This window comes from Mycetocola sp. Y444, from assembly GCF_059445295.1.
This window is the reverse complement of record NZ_JCAIUB010000003.1, coordinates 470,178-487,757: the sequence shown is the minus strand read 5'-3', so window position 1 is coordinate 487,757 and position 17,580 is coordinate 470,178. Positions and strand designations below refer to the sequence as shown.

16 protein-coding genes are annotated in these 17,580 nt (G+C 65.3%); 3 read left to right on the top strand and 13 right to left on the bottom strand.

What is annotated here, in order from left to right; translation table 11 throughout:
* Nucleotides 1-224: 224 nt before the first annotated feature.
* Genes AC1C2M_RS13805 through AC1C2M_RS13785 form a run of 5 tightly spaced genes read right to left on the bottom strand, consistent with a single transcriptional unit; the run spans nt 225 to nt 5,509 of the window.
* Nucleotides 225-1,067: an ABC transporter ATP-binding protein gene (locus AC1C2M_RS13805; protein WP_495437145.1), complete on the bottom strand. Its 843-nt coding sequence runs from the start codon at nt 1,065-1,067 to the stop codon at nt 225-227.
* Nucleotides 1,064-2,020, bottom strand: a complete 957-nt coding sequence (locus tag AC1C2M_RS13800) for an ABC transporter ATP-binding protein (protein ID WP_495437143.1) — start codon at nt 2,018-2,020, stop codon at nt 1,064-1,066. The genes AC1C2M_RS13805 and AC1C2M_RS13800 overlap by 4 nt, the downstream gene beginning before the upstream one ends.
* The gene (locus tag AC1C2M_RS13795; RefSeq protein WP_495437141.1) at nt 2,017-2,865 is read right to left on the bottom strand and encodes an ABC transporter permease; all 849 of its coding nucleotides are present in this window, start codon (nt 2,863-2,865) and stop codon (nt 2,017-2,019) included. The genes AC1C2M_RS13800 and AC1C2M_RS13795 overlap by 4 nt, the downstream gene beginning before the upstream one ends.
* Complete coding sequence (locus AC1C2M_RS13790) at nt 2,862-3,923, bottom strand: ABC transporter permease (RefSeq protein ID WP_495437140.1); 1,062 nt, start codon at nt 3,921-3,923, stop codon at nt 2,862-2,864. Before AC1C2M_RS13790 ends, AC1C2M_RS13795 begins: the two co-directional genes overlap by 4 nt.
* Nucleotides 3,924-3,937: 14 nt before the next feature.
* The gene (locus AC1C2M_RS13785; protein WP_495437139.1) at nt 3,938-5,509 is read right to left on the bottom strand and encodes an ABC transporter substrate-binding protein; all 1,572 of its coding nucleotides are present in this window, start codon (nt 5,507-5,509) and stop codon (nt 3,938-3,940) included.
* Between the two features lie 196 nt (nt 5,510-5,705).
* Between AC1C2M_RS13785 and AC1C2M_RS13780 the strand changes: the two genes are divergently transcribed.
* Nucleotides 5,706-6,293, top strand: a complete 588-nt coding sequence (locus AC1C2M_RS13780; protein WP_495437137.1) for an Lrp/AsnC family transcriptional regulator — start codon at nt 5,706-5,708, stop codon at nt 6,291-6,293.
* Here AC1C2M_RS13780 and AC1C2M_RS13775 read toward each other — a convergent pair.
* Entirely contained in the window at nt 6,290-7,081 is a 792-nt protein-coding gene (locus AC1C2M_RS13775; RefSeq protein ID WP_495437135.1) for an avidin-fold protein, read from the bottom strand. The genes AC1C2M_RS13780 and AC1C2M_RS13775 overlap by 4 nt on opposite strands.
* Nucleotides 7,082-7,327: 246 nt before the next feature.
* Nucleotides 7,328-8,986: a catalase gene (locus AC1C2M_RS13770; RefSeq protein ID WP_495437133.1), complete on the bottom strand. Its 1,659-nt coding sequence runs from the start codon at nt 8,984-8,986 to the stop codon at nt 7,328-7,330.
* 109 nt (nt 8,987-9,095) lie between these two features.
* On the opposite strand from AC1C2M_RS13770, the gene AC1C2M_RS13765 reads away from it, so the two are divergent.
* Nucleotides 9,096-9,578: a Fur family transcriptional regulator gene (locus tag AC1C2M_RS13765; protein WP_495437131.1), complete on the top strand. Its 483-nt coding sequence runs from the start codon at nt 9,096-9,098 to the stop codon at nt 9,576-9,578.
* Nucleotides 9,579-9,604: 26 nt separating this feature from the next.
* Here the strand turns inward: AC1C2M_RS13765 and AC1C2M_RS13760 are convergent, their stop codons facing one another.
* On the bottom strand, nt 9,605-10,717 hold the full coding sequence (locus tag AC1C2M_RS13760) for a carboxylate-amine ligase (RefSeq protein WP_495437130.1): 1,113 nt from the start codon (nt 10,715-10,717) through the stop codon (nt 9,605-9,607).
* Between the two features lie 79 nt (nt 10,718-10,796).
* Between AC1C2M_RS13760 and AC1C2M_RS13755 the strand changes: the two genes are divergently transcribed.
* The gene (locus AC1C2M_RS13755) at nt 10,797-11,606 is read left to right on the top strand and encodes a class II glutamine amidotransferase (RefSeq protein ID WP_495437128.1); all 810 of its coding nucleotides are present in this window, start codon (nt 10,797-10,799) and stop codon (nt 11,604-11,606) included.
* A gap of 292 nt (nt 11,607-11,898) precedes the next feature.
* Here AC1C2M_RS13755 and AC1C2M_RS13750 read toward each other — a convergent pair whose 3' ends face one another.
* From AC1C2M_RS13750 to AC1C2M_RS13730, 5 genes are all read right to left on the bottom strand, one after another.
* A complete protein-coding gene (locus tag AC1C2M_RS13750) occupies nt 11,899-12,354 on the bottom strand; it encodes a nucleoside deaminase (protein WP_495437126.1) in 456 nt (151 codons plus the stop codon).
* A 221-nt stretch (nt 12,355-12,575) separates the two neighbouring features.
* Nucleotides 12,576-13,475, bottom strand: a complete 900-nt coding sequence (locus AC1C2M_RS13745; RefSeq protein ID WP_495437124.1) for an ABC transporter permease — start codon at nt 13,473-13,475, stop codon at nt 12,576-12,578.
* Nucleotides 13,472-14,554: an ABC transporter permease gene (locus AC1C2M_RS13740; RefSeq protein ID WP_495437122.1), complete on the bottom strand. Its 1,083-nt coding sequence runs from the start codon at nt 14,552-14,554 to the stop codon at nt 13,472-13,474. The genes AC1C2M_RS13745 and AC1C2M_RS13740 overlap by 4 nt, the downstream gene beginning before the upstream one ends.
* On the bottom strand, nt 14,551-16,227 hold the full coding sequence (locus tag AC1C2M_RS13735) for an ABC transporter ATP-binding protein (RefSeq protein WP_495437120.1): 1,677 nt from the start codon (nt 16,225-16,227) through the stop codon (nt 14,551-14,553). The genes AC1C2M_RS13740 and AC1C2M_RS13735 overlap by 4 nt, the downstream gene beginning before the upstream one ends.
* Before the next feature lie 7 nt (nt 16,228-16,234).
* Nucleotides 16,235-17,311 carry a BMP family protein gene (locus tag AC1C2M_RS13730; RefSeq protein WP_495437119.1) on the bottom strand — a complete coding sequence of 359 codons (1,077 nt, stop codon included), beginning with the start codon at nt 17,309-17,311 and terminating at the stop codon, nt 16,235-16,237.
* Between the last annotated feature and the right edge of the window lie 269 nt (nt 17,312-17,580).

Genomic DNA, 17,580 nt, shown 5'->3' with positions numbered 1-17,580 from the left:
CTCACCGGGCCCCGTTGCTCGGCCAGAAAGGGCTGCACGCGCGCTGCTCGGCCAGAAACGGCGACACTTCCACCCGAAACCTGACCATTACTGACCGAGCAAGGGCAGAAACGCGTCGCAACGACCGTTTCCGGCCGAGCAATGGTCGGCGCTCGGCACGACGCCCTCGCAACGAAGGCATCGGGCCACTCGGCGAAACTCGATGAAACTCGATGAAGCTCGGGCTAGACGCGGTTGAGCGCGGAGGGCAGCGACTCACGCCACTCGGCCGGCGCCTCAAGCGCCGGTGCCGCCGGCAGGATCCCCTTGCCGTCCGGCTCGGGAATCGCCGAGATCAGAGCCTTCGTATACGGATGCACCGGTTCATTCCAGATCCGCTCCGAGACTCCGTCTTCGACGATCTTTCCCCGGTACATCACCGCGGTGCGGTCGGCGATCAACCTGACGATTGCAAGGTCGTGCGAGATGAAGAGCAGCGCAGCACCCGCATCGAGCGCCAGCCTTCGCATCATGTCGGCGACGGATGCCTGGCTCGACGCGTCGAGAGCGGAGATCGGCTCATCCGCCACCAGGAGGTCTGGGCGCGCAGCCAGAGCACGGGCTATGGCCACGCGCTGGCGCTGCCCGCCCGACAACTCGTGCGCGTAGCGTGAGGTCATGGATGTCGGCAGGCCGACCCGCTCGAGCCACTCCTCGGGACTCGAACCGGCATCGCCCCGGCTCACAGCTGCGCGGATACCCGCGGCGATCTGCTGCCCGACCCTGACGCGGGGGTTGAGAGAGGAGTTCGGGTCCTGGAACACCATCTGGATCGAGGTGAATCGTTTGTCGCGTTTGCGCACACCGAGAAGCGGGACCACGTTGTCGCGGTAGCGCACGACGCCCTCCCTGGGCTTCTCCATCCCGACGACGGCGCGGGCAAGGCTGGATTTTCCGCAGCCGCTCTCACCAACGAGAGCCAGTACTTCGCCGGCATCAATCGAGAGGGATACCCCGTCAACGGCGCGCACGACAGAGTGGCCGTGGTACTCCACGACGAGGTCCTGCACGGTCAGAAGCGCGGTCATCGGGCATCCCTCTCTCCTGCTCGCGGAATGGCGACTGGCGCATCTTCGTCTGCCACAGGAGGCAATTCGGAGGCAGCCTGACTTGCGAGAACATCCGAAATCGTCTCTTCGGCCGACGGTCGGTGTGCGCTCGGCAGCGACGCCAGTAGCTCCCGGGTGTATTCGTGCTTGGGCGCGGTGAAAACCTGCTCCCGCGTACCCGATTCCACGACGACCCCACGGCGCATGACGGCGACGTCATCGGCGATCGCACTCATCACGCCCAGATCGTGCGTGACGAGGAGGACGGCCAATTGTCGCTCATCCGCGAGATCGCGGAGCAGGTGGAGAATACCGGCTTGGACTGTCACGTCGAGCGCAGTGGTCGGTTCGTCTGCGAGCAACACAACGGGATCACAAGCGAGCGCGATGGCAATAGCGATGCGCTGTCGCTGACCACCGGAGAACTGGTGCGGGTAGCGCCCCAAAGCGTCATCCGGGTTGGGCACACGCACCCGATCGAGCAGCTTTATCGCGTGGGACCGTGCCTCCGCCCTGGCTAGTCCCAGGTGAGTTCGGACGTGATCGGTAAGTTGCGAGCCAATCGTGAGTTGCGGATGCAGGCTCGCGGACGGGTCCTGAAAAATCATCGCGATACGACGACCGCGGATGTCATTCATCTCACGCCGGCCAAGTCCGACGAGCTCGGTATCTCCCAAGCGAATCGAACCACCCACAGTCATATTCGTCGGCAGCAGGCCCAGGATCGCCAGTGACGACACCGTCTTGCCCGAGCCTGATTCGCCCGCCAGCCCCTGCACTCGGCCGGGAATCAGGTCGAGGCTGATCCCGCTGACGATGGGCCTTTGCTGCTTTCGGGGGCCGACGGAAATGGTGAGATCAGTGATCCGGAGAGCTGCGCCGGATGCCGCAGCCTCGGCAGCCCGTGCCGACCGGGTGAAGGAGCCGCTCATGAACGGACCCCGCTCATCTGCGACGTTGGATCGAAGATGTCGCGTAGCGAGTCACCGACGAAGTTGAAGGCCATCACAACCGTAAGAATGGCCAGCCCAGGAAACACCCCGATCCACCAGCTGTCGAAGTTCTCCATAGCCGCTGAGATCATCGAGCCCCATTCCGGCGTCGGAGGCTGTGCGCCGAGCCCGAGGAAGGAGAGGCCGGAGAGCAACAGGATCGCAGTGCCGATATCCAGGCTCGCGAGTACCAGAATCGGCCCAACCACGTTGGGGGCAATATCGACCCGAAGCGTCTTACCGGGCGAGAAGCCAAGCAGCCGGCCGGCCATGACATAGTTCTGGCCGCGGAGCCCGAGCACGATACTGCGCGTCATACGGGCATACTGCGGCCACGACACGACGAAGGCCGCAATCACCGCGTTGAAAAGCGACGGTCCGAGCGCAGCAGCGACCACCATCGCGAGAATCACCGTGGGGAACGCCATCACGAGGTCGGTGAGCCGCATCAGAATCTCATCGATCCAGCCGCCGAAGTAGCCGGCGACCGCGCCCAGGAGAGTGCCGACAAGAAGGGACATGACGACAAGCAACAGTGCGAGGGGAATGGTTACGCTCGCACCGGTCATCAGGCGGGAAAAGATATCGCGACCGAGCGCATCCGTGCCCATGAGAGTCTCGAGGCCGGGAGCCTGCAGGCGTGGCAGATCCTGCGCAAGCGGGTTGAACGGCACCCACAGGGGCGCCGTGAACGCGACGACAATCCAGAAGGCCGCAACCACAGCGCCGACAATGCCGAGCGGAGTGACCCATGCCGTAGGAATTTTGTACCAACGCCGCTTCACGCGAGCCTCACCCTCGGGTCGAGAACGCCATAGAGCATGTCCACGACGAAGTTAATGCCCAGATAGATCACACCGACAATCAGACCAACACCCATGACACCCGGCAGATCGAGGCTTGTTGCGGAGTTGTAGGCATAGGTGCCGAGCCCCGGCCAGGCGAAGACAGCCTCAACCAACACCGTTCCTGAGAGCAGCGATCCAAAGGCAAGCCCCACGATCGTGAGAATGGGCAGCGAGGCGCCACGCAACACATAGCCGAACAGCATGCGCGGTCCACGCAGACCCTTCGCACGGCCTGCACGAATGTAGTCGGCGTCGAGCACCTCGAGAACTGACGTACGCACGAAGCGCGTAAGCAGACCGATGGTGAACAGGGCAAGAACGAAGACGGGGAGCATGAGGTGCGCCATCGCGTCAGCAAAGGTCACCCACTGTCCGGCCAGCAGGGAGTCGATCGTGTACAGCCCGGTCACATGAGGCGGCGCACTCAGGATCGGCGAAAGCCGCCCGGAGCCCGGCGCTATCCGCAACTGCAGGAAGAAGACGTTGAAGCTGACGAGGGCCATCCAGAAGGTGGGGATGCTGAGGCCGATGAGTGAGATGACGCGGACGACCTGGTCGCTGATCTTGCCGCGACGGTATGCGGCGATCGAACCAAGCGTGATGCCAACGGCAAGGCTCACGATGATCGCGCCGAGCGCCACCTCGACAGTGGCCGGAACGGCCTTCTGCAGGTCAGAGGCGACGGGCTGACCCGTGCGCAGCGATGTCCCCATCTCACCTTGGAAAAGGTTCGTGACATAGGTGAGGTACTGGACAGGCAGGGGCTGGTCGAGCCCATGTTTTTTGACGTAGGCGTCGACGGTGGCCTGGTTGCTTGCTGCCCCCTCGCCCAGCGCCGCGACGATCGGATTGCCCGGCACAAGATTGGCCAGGGCAAAGGTCACGACGGTGACGCCGAAGAGCAGCAATATAGACATTCCGAAGCGACGAAGCAGGTATCCGGCCAGAGGAGATCTGGCCGGATACCCGCGGGTCGCGCGGGGTTTCGTTCCCACGCCGGCGGTTCCCTCTACTCGGCCTTGAGCTCGGCGATGTCCATCGTCCACGTCGAGTTGTACGCGACGCCGGAGATGAAGCTGGCCGTTGCGATGTTGGATCCTGGGACGATGAGTGGCACGAACGGCCCCTCCTCCTGCAACGCCGCGGCGAATGCGCTAAACGCGGACTCACGCTCCTCGACGGTTGTGGCGTTCTCGGCCGCTGTCGCGAGTTCGACGATCTCTGGCGACTGCTCGGCTGCCCACCCGGCGCGGAGGCCGACCTTCTGGCCGGCCGCGAAAGGCAGGAAGTTGGCTGAGTCGGCGTAGTCCGGTCCCCAGAACCAGATGCTGAAGGCCTCACGGCCGTTGACGTACTCGTCGATCTGCGTGGTGAACGGCGCAGGGGCGAGTTCGACGGTGATGCCGGCATCTTTCAGCTGTGACTGGATACGTTCGGCGAGTGGCGTGAAGCTCACACCGCCGACCGGGTAGTCGTTCGGGTACTTAAGAGTGACCGTCTCGCCGGCATAGCCGGACGCTTCCAAAGCGGCCTTCGAGGCGTCGAGGTCCTGCTCTACTCCGTCTGTGAGTGCTCCGAGGAAGGACGGTGGGATGACACCGGTTGCCTGTTCAGACCCGGCACCCGCGAGTTCGAGCAGGGCATCGTAATCGAGCGCGTAGCGCACCGCGGACACGAAGTCCGGGCTGGATGTGACGGGGCTGACACCGTCGGCCTGGTTCAGCAAGAGGAAGATCGTCTGCGCCGAGGGCGTTGAGGTGACGGTCACCCCATCCTTGAGTTCCGCTACCTGGTCACCGCTGAGGTCAACGGCCACCTGGGAATCGCCGCCCTCGAGGTTCATCTTCTGGGTTGCGCTTTCGGAGACGCTGCGGATGACGACCCGGGTGAAGTCGATGTCCTCATCACCGTTGTAGTTCTCGTTCTCGGTGAGCACGACCTGAGATTCGAAGTCGAGGGAGTCGAGAACGTATGGACCTGACCCGGCCGAAGCGCCGTTGAGGAACTCCTCGGCAGCGTCAGTATTGTCGGTCGTGCCGCCGTTTTCGATAACGACCTTGGAGTTGACGATTGCCAACGAGGGATTGGTCATCAGTGCTGGCAGCTTGAGCGACGGCGTGGCCGTGGTGAGCTCCACGGTCTTGTCATCGATCTTCGCGACCTCGATACCTGCCATGAGGAAGTTGGCCTTGCTCTCGGTCATCCCCTTCACCCGGTTGAGTGAGAAGACGACATCATCAGCCGTGATCGGCGAGCCGTCGGAGAAGACCCGGCCCTCTTCAAGGGTGAAAGTGAACACCGTCGCATCCTCGTTGGCGGTGTAGCTGGCCAGACCGTCGATGGGGGTGCTCTCATCCGAGCCTGCGAAGTCGAGGAGGGTCTCGTAGACCGCCTTGGACACCATGTAGCCGGTCGGCACGTAGTTGCGGCCTGGGTCTCCTGTCTCCAGGGTGAACGCGGTGTCGATGACGACACTCGTGGGCGCGTCACCACCCTCCGGCGCGGAAGCGGTACAGCCGACGATGCCGAGCGTTGCGCTCAGGCCGATGGCCGTGGCGACGAAACGGAAGTTCTTGCGCACGGGTAACTCCTTTTGATGAGACAGAGGACGAAAGTTGACCGCCGTCGCCGGGAGCAACGTGGGTCGGGACCCCACCTTGCCGCCTGCACTGACTCTGGACAGCTTTGCTTGAGATTCCCACAAATACCGATACTCTGTCCACTCAAAGCGAGTTGTTAGAGAACTTGCACCCCACCCCGAGGGAATAACCTTCAGAATGTCTGCAAAAGCCAGCACCGCCGCGTCCACCGCTGGACAATCACGGCCTCCGCTCGATGAGATCAACCTGAAAATCTTGATGGAGCTGCGAGATAACGGTCGAATATCAATGTCGGCTTTGGCGGAGCGCGTGAATGTCTCGCGAGCGAATGTCTACACCCGCGTGGAGCAACTTGTCGCAGATGGGGTGATTACGGGATTCAGCGCCCGCATCGATCCCGCCAAGGCCGGGCTCGGCATTTGCGCGCTCGTGTTCCTCTCTGTCCATCCGCAGAGCTGGCAATCGTTTCGCGAGCGGGTCGAGCAGATGACCGAAATCGAGTCGTGCCGCATCACCACGGGCGAGCATGACGCCATGCTGCTCATTCGCGGAACCGATGTCGGATCCATCCACGATTTCGTGATCGGAGTGCTCGCCGCGCAGCCCGAAGTGAAGTCCGTTGAAACGGTGCTCGTGCTCGACGAAGTGTTCCAGCGCCCGTACCTCCTGCCAAGCGACCTGCCCCCGCGTGAGCCGGAGGGCGCCCCACTGGGGATGACCCGCTTTACCAGAGTCAATCCAGCGCGTCCTGGACTCAGCGCCTAAACACTCGCGGCAGCGTGAGCGCTCGATTCGGAAGAGTGGGGCGACTGTACACAGACGCTGTACCCGGGGACGCCATCGAGCACGAAGTTCTCGATCAATTCGAGGCGACCGTCGTCGCGGCGCTGCAGCTTGCTTGAACTGTCACCGAGCAACGTGGCATCCGTCGCCCTGACGTGATGCACGAAGTATTCCTCGAGCGCACCGTCCCGAAAGCGACCGACGCAGTGCCCGCTCGTGACGGTGTCGCCACTGTAGCTGCCCCAAACCACACCGGTACTCTCCTCGAAATCGAAGCGGGTCGGATCGGTGGGGCTCACTGTGCTCGCCGTCGAATGCTCGAGAACGAAACTGGCGCCGTCCATCGGCGATGTGCTCGCCTCGGGTGCGCGAAGGTTACGAGGCTCCGGCCAACTGAGGTCAGCGGCTACCTCGACGCACGCACTTTCGTGCGTATCTCCGTTCTTTTCGAACGTTTCGTCCAGGTACAGCCGCCCGTCGTCGCCTCGGCGCAGAACGCTGCGCGCGATGCCCATCACAACGTCGCCCACCCCGCTGGCCGGGCTGTGGGTGAAGCAAACCGTCAGCGTGTCGCCCTCGCGACGCCCGACGAAACGGCCGACGGCGACCGTGTCCCCGGCGTATTCACCCCAGATCATCGCTCCGTCCTGGTGGTACCGGAAGCGAGAGGGCTGCTCGTTCGATACGGCGCTTCCGGAGGAGCTGATCATGGCGAATTCAAGGCCGTCGATGGACGTGGGGATGGCGCTGGAACGCGGGTCGGCAGTCACGCTGATGAGTATTGCCGCGAGAGCCTCTCATCCCGAAATCGAGGAACGTGAGTCCAGAAAAATGACACGACCGCCCGGATGAGACGACATCCGTGCGGCATCGGCCACCGTTGGGAACGGATTGTCCAACCGCGCCGATTCAGGCCGAGCGGTTCGCGGGCGGCCCACGACAGGCATCCGCACAGCAAAAAGGCGGGCCCCGGGAGATTTCCCGGGGCCCGCCGTTTCACTACGGGTTGGTGCTGGTTACAGCGTTACAACGACGTGCTCGTTGGGCACGCAGTGGGTCATCACCAGTCCGGCGACGTCCCGCGGGCCGTTGTTGCCGAGGTTCGCGAGGCGGGCAAGCTCAGCCTCGTTGAGGGTCTGGCTCGCGAGCGGCGGCAGGTGACGAACGTCGTCAGCGCTGATGCCAAGACCGGCACCGACGCGGGCGCCGAGGGAGTCCTCCACCATGAAGAAGTGCCAGACCATACGTTCCTGCACCTCGCGGCTCGCCTGTCCGATGAGCTCGACGAAGTTGGCGACGAGGTCGTCCTGCTCCCACGGCTCCATGAGCAGGAAGCGCTGGCCAGCCTGCGTGTAGTCATCGGTGCGCGGGATGCGCTTGCGCGTGAGGCGCCCGACGATCTCGGGACCCTGCTCGTCGTGGGTCGGGTACGTGGCTTCACGCAGCGAACCATCGGTGATCGACGGCTCGTAGTTGATGTGCGGGTTCTCGCCACCGTCCACGTGGTAGGTCATCTGGCCATCGCGCTGGTTCGTGTGAACCTTGGCGTTCTTGGCCTGGTTGACCGGGAGCTGGAGGTAGTTCGGCCCGACGCGGTAGCGCTGCGTGTCGCTGTACGAGAACGTACGGCCAACGAGCATCTTGTCATCGGAGAAGTCGAGACCATCGACGAGCACACCGGTACCGAACGAGAGCTGCTCGTTCTCGGCGAAGAAGTTGGAGACGTTGCGGTTGAGCACCATCTTGCCGACCGTCTTCGGCGGGAAGTCGTTCTCCGGCCAGAGCTTGGTGTCGTCGAGCGGGTCGAAGTCGAGCTCGTCGTGCGCGTCGTCAGACATGAGCTGGACGCGAAGCTCCCACTCGGGGTATTCGCCGTTCTCGATCGACTCGTAGAGGTCCTTGGATGCGTGACCGAGGTCGCCGGCCTGAACTGCCACAGCGTCCTTCTCGGTCATGCTCTTGACGCCGACGCTCGGAATCCAGTGGTACTTGACGAGCTTGGTCTCGCCCTCGGAGTTGACCCACTTGTAGGTGTTGACACCGAAGCCCTGCATGGTCCGGTAGTTGGCCGGGATGCCGCGCGGGCTGAAGAGGTTGACGAGCATGTGCATCGACTCTGGGGTCTGCGACATGAAGTCGAAGATGCGAGCCGGCTCCTGGCGGAAGGTCACCGGGTCTGGCTTCAGGGAGTGGATGACGTCGGGGAACTTGATCGCGTCGCGGATGAAGAACACGCCGAGGTTGTTGCCGACGAGGTCCCAGTTGCCGTCTTCGGTGTAGAACTTGACCGCGAATCCGCGGGGGTCACGTGCGGCTTCGGATGAGTCGCGTCCGCCGATAACGGAGGAGAAGCGGATGGCAAGGTCAGTGCGCTTGCCCGGCTCCTGGAAGAGCTTGGCGCGGGTGTACTTGGAGATGGGCTCGTCGCCCCAGTTGCCGGTTGCCTCGAAGTAACCGAATGCGACGGCGCCGCGTGCGTGAACGACGCGCTCCGGGATACGCTCGCGGTCGAAGTGGCTGATCTTCTCGAGGAACTGGTAGTTCTCGAGTGTGGCCGGGCCGCGTGCGCCGACGGTGCGCGAGTTCTGGTTGTCGTAGACGGGGTGACCCTGTCGGTTGGTCAGGACCTCCCGGTCATCGCCCTCTGCGGGTGGCTGGCTTGCGACATCGGTCATGGATTTCTCCTCATTTACTGCATTACGCATCTGGACGTTCCAAACACGGAAGTTGGTTCAGCTTACGGCCTTGTTTTGACTAAATCAAAACAAGGCCTAGCATTGACCCATGGCACTTGCGGCTGACCCCCAACTCGACGTAGAGGTGTTCGGCGCGGCCGCACTCGACACCGATGTACTCCGACAGTCGCTTCGCGCGGCGGGACTCAGGGTGACGGCGCCACGCCTCGCAGTGTTGGAAGCCGTGGAAAACCACCCGCACTCCAGCGCCGAAGAGATCTTCACGCGGGTGCAGGAAATCCTGGGCAGCTCATCACCGCAGGCCGTCTACGGCATCCTCGCCGTGTTCACCTCTTCAGGCCTCGTCCGGCGCTTCGACCCGCCAGGATCCCCCGCGCTCTTCGAGCGAAAGGTCGGTGACAACCACCACCACCTGCTCTGCGTGCGCTGCGGTGCGGTAAAGGACGTGGACTGCGTCATCGGCGAAGCCCCCTGCCTGACTCCCTCCGATACATCCGGGTTCGAGATCTTCGCCGCCGAAGTGATCTTCAACGGTATCTGCGAAGAATGCCAGACGGCATCCGCGCGGTAACTGCCCGGCGTCTGTACCGGTAACAATTAGAGCGCGTCCTGCCCGGCGGTCAGTCTGGCGAGGTCAGCGACGACGTCGGCGAACTGCCCGGTGCGTGCGAGAACGGCCCGCTGGCGCATCGCACCGTTACCCCGTGACAGCACCGCGTCGATGCGCTGTTCGACCAGCTCTTCGTCGCCGCTCTGACGGAGTGCAGGCCGCACCAGTTCGAGGAGATCGGCGACGACCTCCGCAGCTGGCCGCGGCGTGAGTATCACCGGGTCGACCAGCATGCCCTCGAGTCCGTAACGACCGGCCTGCCAGCCCGCGAGGCGCACCAGCGCAGCCGGCACCTGCGGCGCTCGTTCGCCGTCACGCCACAGGGCGACGGCCGTCTCCACAAGACCGCGACACAGGGCCGCGATCAGCACGGTGTCGGCGGCATCCGCACAGACATCCGCCACCCGGATCTCCACCGTCGGCGCGTGATGCGACAGCCGCGCGTCGAAGTACACCATGCCCCTGTCGAGCATGACGCCCGAGTCGAGCATGGCCGCGATCGTCGCGTGATACTGCTCTGCTGAGCCGAACACTTCGGTCGGCCCGGCGGTCGGCCAGCGCAGCATCGCCTGTGACCGGTAGCTCGCGTAGCTCGAGTCTGCGCCCTGCCAGAACGGTGAGTTCGCACTCAACGCGACGAGCACGGGCAGCCAGCAGCGAATCCCGTCGAGGGCGGCAACACCCTCCTCGTCCGACTCGACCTGCACGTGGACGTGACACGCGCAGGTCAGTTGTTCCCTGGCCGTGATGCCGAACACCTCGGCCATGTGCTCGTACCTGGGATGCGAAAACAGCCGCGGCTCAACCCGCAGAGGCGACGTGGCCGACGCAATCACGCGCACGCCGGCATCCCTCGCTGCGTCGATCGCCCGTGAACGACACTGACGGATGTCATCGGCCAGCTCTGCGAGATCGGCGTGCGGGGCCGTGTTGGTCTCCACCATCTGCTGCTGCACCTCGTGCTCGAGCCGTCCGCCGAGGTGGTCATGAGACCCGGGGACATCGTTGGTCTGGCGGAGGACGCGCGTCGCCACCGACCGCGCGGCACCACTCTTCGGATCAACCAGGAACAGCTCTTCCTCGACCCCGACGGTGCGCATGCGTATAGTGTCGCAGCCCGCATCGGTTGCCACCAGCGCGAGAGTGGAGAAAGCTGGACACTGCGGAAGGGGGTGCGCCATGTGCCGATTGCTTGGTTACGTTGCAGCCCGCCCTGTCGCCGCTGTCGACGTGCTGGGTGAGGGGCCATTCGAGGCGTTCACCTCGCTCGCGTCGCTCCACGGCGATGGCTGGGGAATGGCATGGCGCGACGGCGACCACCTCACGCACGCGGTCTCCAGCCCGGATTCGGCGGCCCGCGACCCTCGGTACACCGAACTCACCCACACGCCGCTCGGCTCAGCGGGGCTGGTGCACCTGCGCTGGGCCACCGGGGGCCTTCCCGTCGCACCGGAGAACACGCATCCGTTCACCGATGGGCAATACGTGTTCGCCCACAACGGCAACATCACACCGATCTCCCGGCTCGACGAACTGCTCACGCCGGAGTCGACGGCGAAGCTCAGGGGTGCGACCGACAGTGAGCGGTATTTCCGTTTCGTCATGCAGTGCATTGGGGAGAGCGCAAGCGAGGCGAGCGGCGTCACGCGCGCGCTGCACACGATGATGAAGGAGTTTCCGGACGCGAGTCTCAACGCGCTTCTGCTCACGCCGACGACCCTCTTCGCTATCCACATCAACAGCCGGGCTGCGTCACCGCCCCCCGCGCTGAGCGCACTCTATGACTCGTATGAGGACATGCCACCCAGGCACGCGACGGAGTATTACGCGATGGACTACCGCGTGAGTGCGGATGCCGTTCACATCATTTCGAGCGGGCTTGACGAGCCGGGGTGGACGCACGTGCCGCCCGACTCGGCGGCGATGATCGACCTCGACACCCGTGCGGTGACGCGGCTCGACCTCCTGCCGGTCGGGCCGGGGATCTGAGCGGGCGGCCGGGGCGGCCCTTCACCTCGAGCGCGGCATATCCATGCCCGCGCTACAGATACTTCTGCAGCCTGAGCATGGATGTGCAGCGCCGGGTGCGGGCGCAGCCGCGCAGCCCGCCCGCTTGTCCCGTAGCATCCGTCGCGCGCAGCCGCAAGCGCGGCACTTCCATGCCCGCGCTACAGATACTTCTGCAGCTCGAGCATGGATATGCAGCGCCGGGCGGTGAAGGGTGGGGTTGGTGAGCGGGAGCCCAGAGAGAGGAGTGGGGCTCGGCGCGCGCCGCAGCCCGCTACTCGCCGATGTCCTCATTCCAGAGCGCCGGCTCCGCCGCGATGAACTCGCCCATGAGCTCGACGCACTCCGCACTGTCGAGCACCACCACATCGACGCCACGCTCGCGGAGATAGTCTTCGCCGCCATAGAAGGTCGAGTTCTCGCCGATGATCACGCGCGGAATCTTGTACAGCAGGATCGCGCCGGTACACATGTCGCACGGCGACAGCGTCGTCACCATGGTGGCCCGAGCGTAGACGCTCGCCGGCAGCCTGCCCGCATTCTCCAGGCAGTTGGTCTCACCATGGTGGATCGGGCTGGCATCCTGCACGCGTCGGTTGTGCCCGGTGGCGAGCACCTGTCCATCGACGATCAGGGCAGCACCGATCGGGATGCCGCCTTCCGCGCGACTCTTCCTGGCCTCGGCAATGGCAACGTCGAGTTGTTCGGCATCGGTGAGTGGTGTCGGCATTGCTGCTCCGTTCGAGAGACGTGACGGGGTGGGATGTGAGGAAGTGGGATGCGACGGGGTGGGACGAGACGAGGTTGGCTCCGGCGCAGTTGGCTCCGGCGCAGTTGACTCCGGCGCAGTTGGCTCCGGCGCAGAGGGCTGAACCGCAGTTGGCTGAACCGTAGTTGCCGGAAGCACACTGGGCCGCGGCGCCGGGGCGGACAACGGCATGGAACCGGACATCACGCCCGCCGATACGGCTTGAGGTAGGCACCCGGATACCGGACGCCCCGCCCCCAGATGGCAAGCGCCGCGATGACGACGAGGTACGGGAACGCGATGAGCAACTCGTTGGGCACCTCACTGAACAGCGGCGTGATCGCGAGCTGCAGCTGCAACGCATCGACGACGGCGAAGAGCAGCGCACCCGCAACGACGGGCCACACCTTCCAGCGTCCGAAGATGACGAGCGCGATACAGATCCAGCCGCGCCCGCTGACGATGTCGATGGTAAACGCACCGAGTAGCGAGAGTGTGAGGAAGGACCCGCCGAGAGCCATCAGCACGCTGCCCAGAATGAGGGCGGCGTAGCGCGTTTTCGCGACCGGGATGCCGGCGGCATCCGCCGCTTCAGGGTTCTCACCGACCGCCCGGAGACGCAGCCCGAACCCGCTCGAGCGCAACACCCACCAGAGCGCCGGGGCGAGCAGCATGAACGCGACGTAGGTCATCGGGTATTGCGACAGCATCCCGCCACCGGGCAGCAACCGATCGAACTTCTCGGTCGTGGTCTGCCCACCGCCCGAGAACAGCAGCCGGTTGGTGAAGTCGCAGGCCGCGACGAGCAGCAGGGTCGTGCCGATTCCGGCCACGTGCTGGTTCACGCCGAGCGTGACGGTCAACAGGCCCACCAGCGCACCGGCGAGCGCACCGGCCACAATGGCCGCGGCGAGGCCGAACCAGAGCGACCCGCTCATCACCGTGGCGAGGAACCCGCAGAACGCCCCGGCGTACATCGTCCCCTCGATACCCAGATTCAGGATGCCGGCACGCTCGTTGATGACCGCGCCGAGCGCCGCCCAGACGAGCGGGGTCGCGATAGTGAGGGTGGCCGCGAGGATCGCGAACAGTGGCAAGTTCATGCGCTGTCCCCCTCACTCGTCGACGGCTTTCGTCGGCGGAAGACCACCGTGTAGCGCCGCAGCGCGAGGAATGACACCACGGAGAGCAGGAGGGTCGAGCTGACGATCTCGCCCATCTGGGTGGGCAGCTGCAGCGTGATCGACGCGTTCTGCGCACCGACCGTGATCGTGCCGAGCAGCAGCGCGACGAGGAGCACGCCACCGGCGGTCAGCGCGCCGAGCGTCGCGATGACGACACCGGTGTAGCCGTAACCGTTCGAGATGCCCGCGGTCAGCTGGTGCTGCACGCCGAGGACCTGGGTCGCGCCACCCAGCCCGGCGATCCCGCCGGAGATGAGGGCGAAGCGCCACTGCAGCTTCGCGACCGGGATGCCGGAGAACTGCGCAGCGGCCGGCGCCTGGCCCGCCGCCTTGAGCTTGAGCCCGAGCGGGGTGAACGACATCACGACGAAGGCGATGAGAACGAGTACGAGGCCGATGATGAGCCCCCAGTGCGCGCGTGAACCGTCGATGATCGCGGGCAGCGTGTAGCCGTCGCCGTACCGGTCGCTGTCGGGGAAACCGCTCTGTGAGTTGCGCCACGGCCCGTTGAGCAGCCCCTGGATGAGCAGCAGCGCCACCGGGTTGAGCAGCAGTGTCGTGACGACCTCGTCGATGTGGGCATGCCGCTTGAGCCAGGCCGGCACGAAAGCCCAGGCCACTCCCCCGAGCGCCCCGGCCCCGAGCGCGAGCGGCAGGGCAATAAACGCCGGAGCGTCGGTGAGATACAGCCCGGGTACCGTTGCGGCGGCGGCTCCCGCGAGAAACTGCCCCTCAGCACCGATGTTGTAGTAGCCGACCCTGAACGCGACGGCCACCGCGAGTCCCGTGAAGATCAGCGGGGTGGATGCCAGCAGCACCTCGTTGAGGCCGCCGATGGTTGTCAGCGGGGTGACGAGGTAGCGCTGGAAGGCGGCGGCGGGATTAGCGCCGGCCAGCCGGATCGGCGCCGCTGTGATGAGGAGCGTGACGATCACCGCGAGAGCGACGGCGGCGGGTGCGAGCCAGCGGGGCTCGGTCGCGCGAAGGAGGATTTTCATGCGGCATCCTCCGCCCGGTGTCCGGTCATCAGCAGTCCGAGCGAGTCGTGCGTCGCCTCGGCCGCGGGCAGTTCGCCGATGATCCGGCCCGAGAAGATCACGGCGATGCGGTCACAGAGGCCGAGGAGCTCGTCAAGGTCTTCGGAGATGAGCAGGACGCCGGCGCCCTGGTCGCGCAGTGCGCGCAGCTGGGAGTACACGTAGTCGCACGCGCCGATGTCGAGTCCGCGGGTCGGCTGCGACGCGACGAGCGCGCGCGGATTGCGGGAGATCGCGCGGGCGAGGAGCACCTTCTGCATGTTCCCGCCCGACAGCGACTTGATCGGATCGCTCGCCGACGCGCGGATGTCGAAGCGCTCGATGAGTGCAGCGACGTGCTCGCGAATTGCCCGCCGGTCGAGGAACGGCCCACGCCGGAAATCATCGAGGTCTTCGAGCACGAGGTTCTGGCCGACGCTGAGCGACGGAATGACACTTCCCTTGCGGTCCTCGGTGAGCCGGCCGAACCCGGCTTTGATCCGAGCTCCAGGCTCGAGGCTCGTGATGTCGGTTCCGGCAACGCGCACCGATCCGCTCGTCGCCAGCAGGGTTCCGCAGAGCACCGACACGAGTTCGGTCTGCCCGTTGCCCGAGACCCCGGCGATGCCGACGATCTCGCCGCGACCAACGCTCAGGGTGACACCGTCGAGCACCGTCGAGCTCGCGCTGCCGAGGCTGACCCCGCTGAGTTCGAGTGCCGCTTCACCGGGAAGGTCGCGAGCGGATGCCGTCGGCGTCACGGTTGCGTCTGCCGTCGGCGCAACATCCGTCGGCGCAGCATCCGTGGGCGCAGCGGCAGTCGCTACAGAAAGATCGTCCGACTCGAGCCCGATACTCGTGGCCAGCGCGATCGACGGCGCGTCGACCGGCGCGGTCGAACCCACCATGAGCGCGGCGATATCGCGCGGTTCAAGCCCGTCGGCGGGACGGGACGCGACGATCCGGCCGCGCCGAAGGATGCTCACCCGATCGGCGATGCGGGTGACCTCGTGCAGTTTGTGGGAGATGAAGATGACGCCCATGCCGTCGGCGGTGAGCCGCTCGATCGAGGCGAAGAGCAGTTCGACGTCCTGCGGCACGAGCACAGCGGTCGGCTCATCGAGGATGAGCACACGGCAGTCATGGAACAGCGCCTTCACGATCTCCACCCGCTGGCGTTCACCGACCGAGAGCGCGCCGACGAGAGCGTCGGGGTCGAGCGAGACGCCGATCCGCGCCGCTGCTGCCAGCACCCGCTCCCGGGCATCCGCGGTCCGCACCCGGCCCAGCCCGACGCCCGCGAGCATGAGGTTCTCGGTCACCGTCATGGTGTCGACGAGCGAGAACTCCTGGGTGACCATTCCGATTCCGGATGCCATGGCATCCGCCGGTGAATCAATACGGGTCGGCACACCGTCGACGCGGACCTCGCCGCTGTCGGGCTGACTGAGGCCGTAGAGGATGCGGGTGAGCGTCGACTTGCCCGCGCCGTTTTCACCGAGGAGCGCGTGGACCTCCCCTCGGGCGACGGCGAGCGAAATCGAGTCGTTCGCGACGACGGCACCGAAGGTCTTGGTGATGTCGATGAGCTCGGCGAGCGGGGTCGAATCGTGTGGGGCGGCGTCCGGCGCCGCCCCGGTGGTGCGAGAGATCACGGAGCGCTTACTCGCCGATCGTGGTCGAGCCCGCTGGGGCTTCTTCGTTGACCGGCGTCTCGAAGCTGCCGTCGAGGATCTCGGCCTGGCGGGCCTCGACCTTCTCGATCAGGTCAGCCGGGATCTCGAACGCGGTCTCGGTGTTGATCGGGGCGAGTGAGCTTCCGCCGTTGACCATGAAGGAGTACTCGGCGAGGTTGGATGCCTCGAACTCACCGGCGGCGACAGCCTCGACGATTGCCTCAACGGTGGGGCGCATGTCCCAGAGCAGGGAGGAGACCACGTGGTCGGGAGCCTGGTCCTGCTGGTCGACCATCATGCCGAAGACGGGGAGCCCGTTCTCGTCCGCGGCGGCGATGACGCCGTCACGTTCGGCGAAGAGCACGTCGGCCCCGCCGGCAATAGCGGCCTCCGCAGCCTGCTTGGCCGTGGCCGGGTCGAAGAAGGAGTTGATGAACGACACGGTGACCGTCGCGGTCGGGTTGGTTTCCTCGACGCCCGCGATGAAACCGTTGACGATGCGGTTGACCTCGGGGATCGGCATCGCGCCGACGACGCCGATCGTGCCCGTCTCGGTAAGTCCACCGGCGAGCATTCCGGCGAGGTAGGCGGGGTCCTGCATCCAGTTGTCGAACACGCTGAAGTTCGGTGCCTGCTCCTCGCCACCGGAGCCGAACGCGAACGCAATGTCGGGGAACTCGGCCGCAACGGTACGGACGGCGTCTTCCGCCGCGAACGCGTCGCCGATGATGATGTCGGGTGCCTGGTTGGTGGCGATGTCGCGCAGGGCGCGTTCCATCTCATCGGCGGTGTGCAGGTTGTCGGTGTGCTCGTAGGTGATCAGGCCGTCTTCCTCGGCCGACTCGAGCGCCGCGTGGATGGCGCCATCCCACGGCTCTTCGAGCGGCGTCGCGAACGCGCCGAACACCGAGGGAACGTCACTGCCGCCCTCGCTCGTCGACGCACCGCCCGAGCCCTCGTTGCCCGTCGTGCCTCCGCATCCGGCGAGGAGAAGCACTGCTGCGGATGCCACGCCAATCGTTGCGAGCATTCGGGCGGGACGGCGGGAGGAGCGGTCGAGCATCGGGGCCTTCTCTCGGGTTGGTGCGGGGTGTGGCTGGCAGTGTGGCTGGGCTCGGGTGGTGCCGGTGTTCGTGCGGTGTTGCGCTGGTGCAGGTGGGGCGGTGTTCGGGTGGGGGTGCGGTGCTCGGGTGGTGCTGGTGCGGTGTGCGGGCGAGTATTGGGCGGTGTCGCGGTGAGCAGGTGGGGCGGGCGTGAGCCGGGTGGGGTGACCTTCTCTGAGAATAGGGTGACGGCATCCGATGTCATCAGGGACACAGTGTCATTTCTGCT

Excerpts from the sequence above, each read along its gene's own strand:
- AC1C2M_RS13760 (WP_495437130.1), bottom strand. The coding sequence starts at position 10,717 with ATGCGCACCGTCGGGGTCGAGGAAGAGCTGTTCCTGGTTGATCCGAAG.
- AC1C2M_RS13780 (WP_495437137.1), top strand. The coding sequence starts at position 5,706 with ATGTCTGCAAAAGCCAGCACCGCCGCGTCCACCGCTGGACAATCACGG.
- AC1C2M_RS13805 (WP_495437145.1), bottom strand. The coding sequence starts at position 1,067 with ATGACCGCGCTTCTGACCGTGCAGGACCTCGTCGTGGAGTACCACGGC.
- AC1C2M_RS13755 (WP_495437128.1), top strand. The coding sequence starts at position 10,797 with ATGTGCCGATTGCTTGGTTACGTTGCAGCCCGCCCTGTCGCCGCTGTC.
- AC1C2M_RS13740 (WP_495437122.1), bottom strand. The coding sequence starts at position 14,554 with ATGAAAATCCTCCTTCGCGCGACCGAGCCCCGCTGGCTCGCACCCGCC.
- AC1C2M_RS13750 (WP_495437126.1), bottom strand. The coding sequence starts at position 12,354 with ATGCCGACACCACTCACCGATGCCGAACAACTCGACGTTGCCATTGCC.
- AC1C2M_RS13800 (WP_495437143.1), bottom strand. The coding sequence starts at position 2,020 with ATGAGCGGCTCCTTCACCCGGTCGGCACGGGCTGCCGAGGCTGCGGCA.
- AC1C2M_RS13730 (WP_495437119.1), bottom strand. The coding sequence starts at position 17,311 with ATGCTCGACCGCTCCTCCCGCCGTCCCGCCCGAATGCTCGCAACGATT.
- AC1C2M_RS13765 (WP_495437131.1), top strand. The coding sequence starts at position 9,096 with ATGGCACTTGCGGCTGACCCCCAACTCGACGTAGAGGTGTTCGGCGCG.
- AC1C2M_RS13770 (WP_495437133.1), bottom strand. The coding sequence starts at position 8,986 with ATGACCGATGTCGCAAGCCAGCCACCCGCAGAGGGCGATGACCGGGAG.
- AC1C2M_RS13745 (WP_495437124.1), bottom strand. The coding sequence starts at position 13,475 with ATGAACTTGCCACTGTTCGCGATCCTCGCGGCCACCCTCACTATCGCG.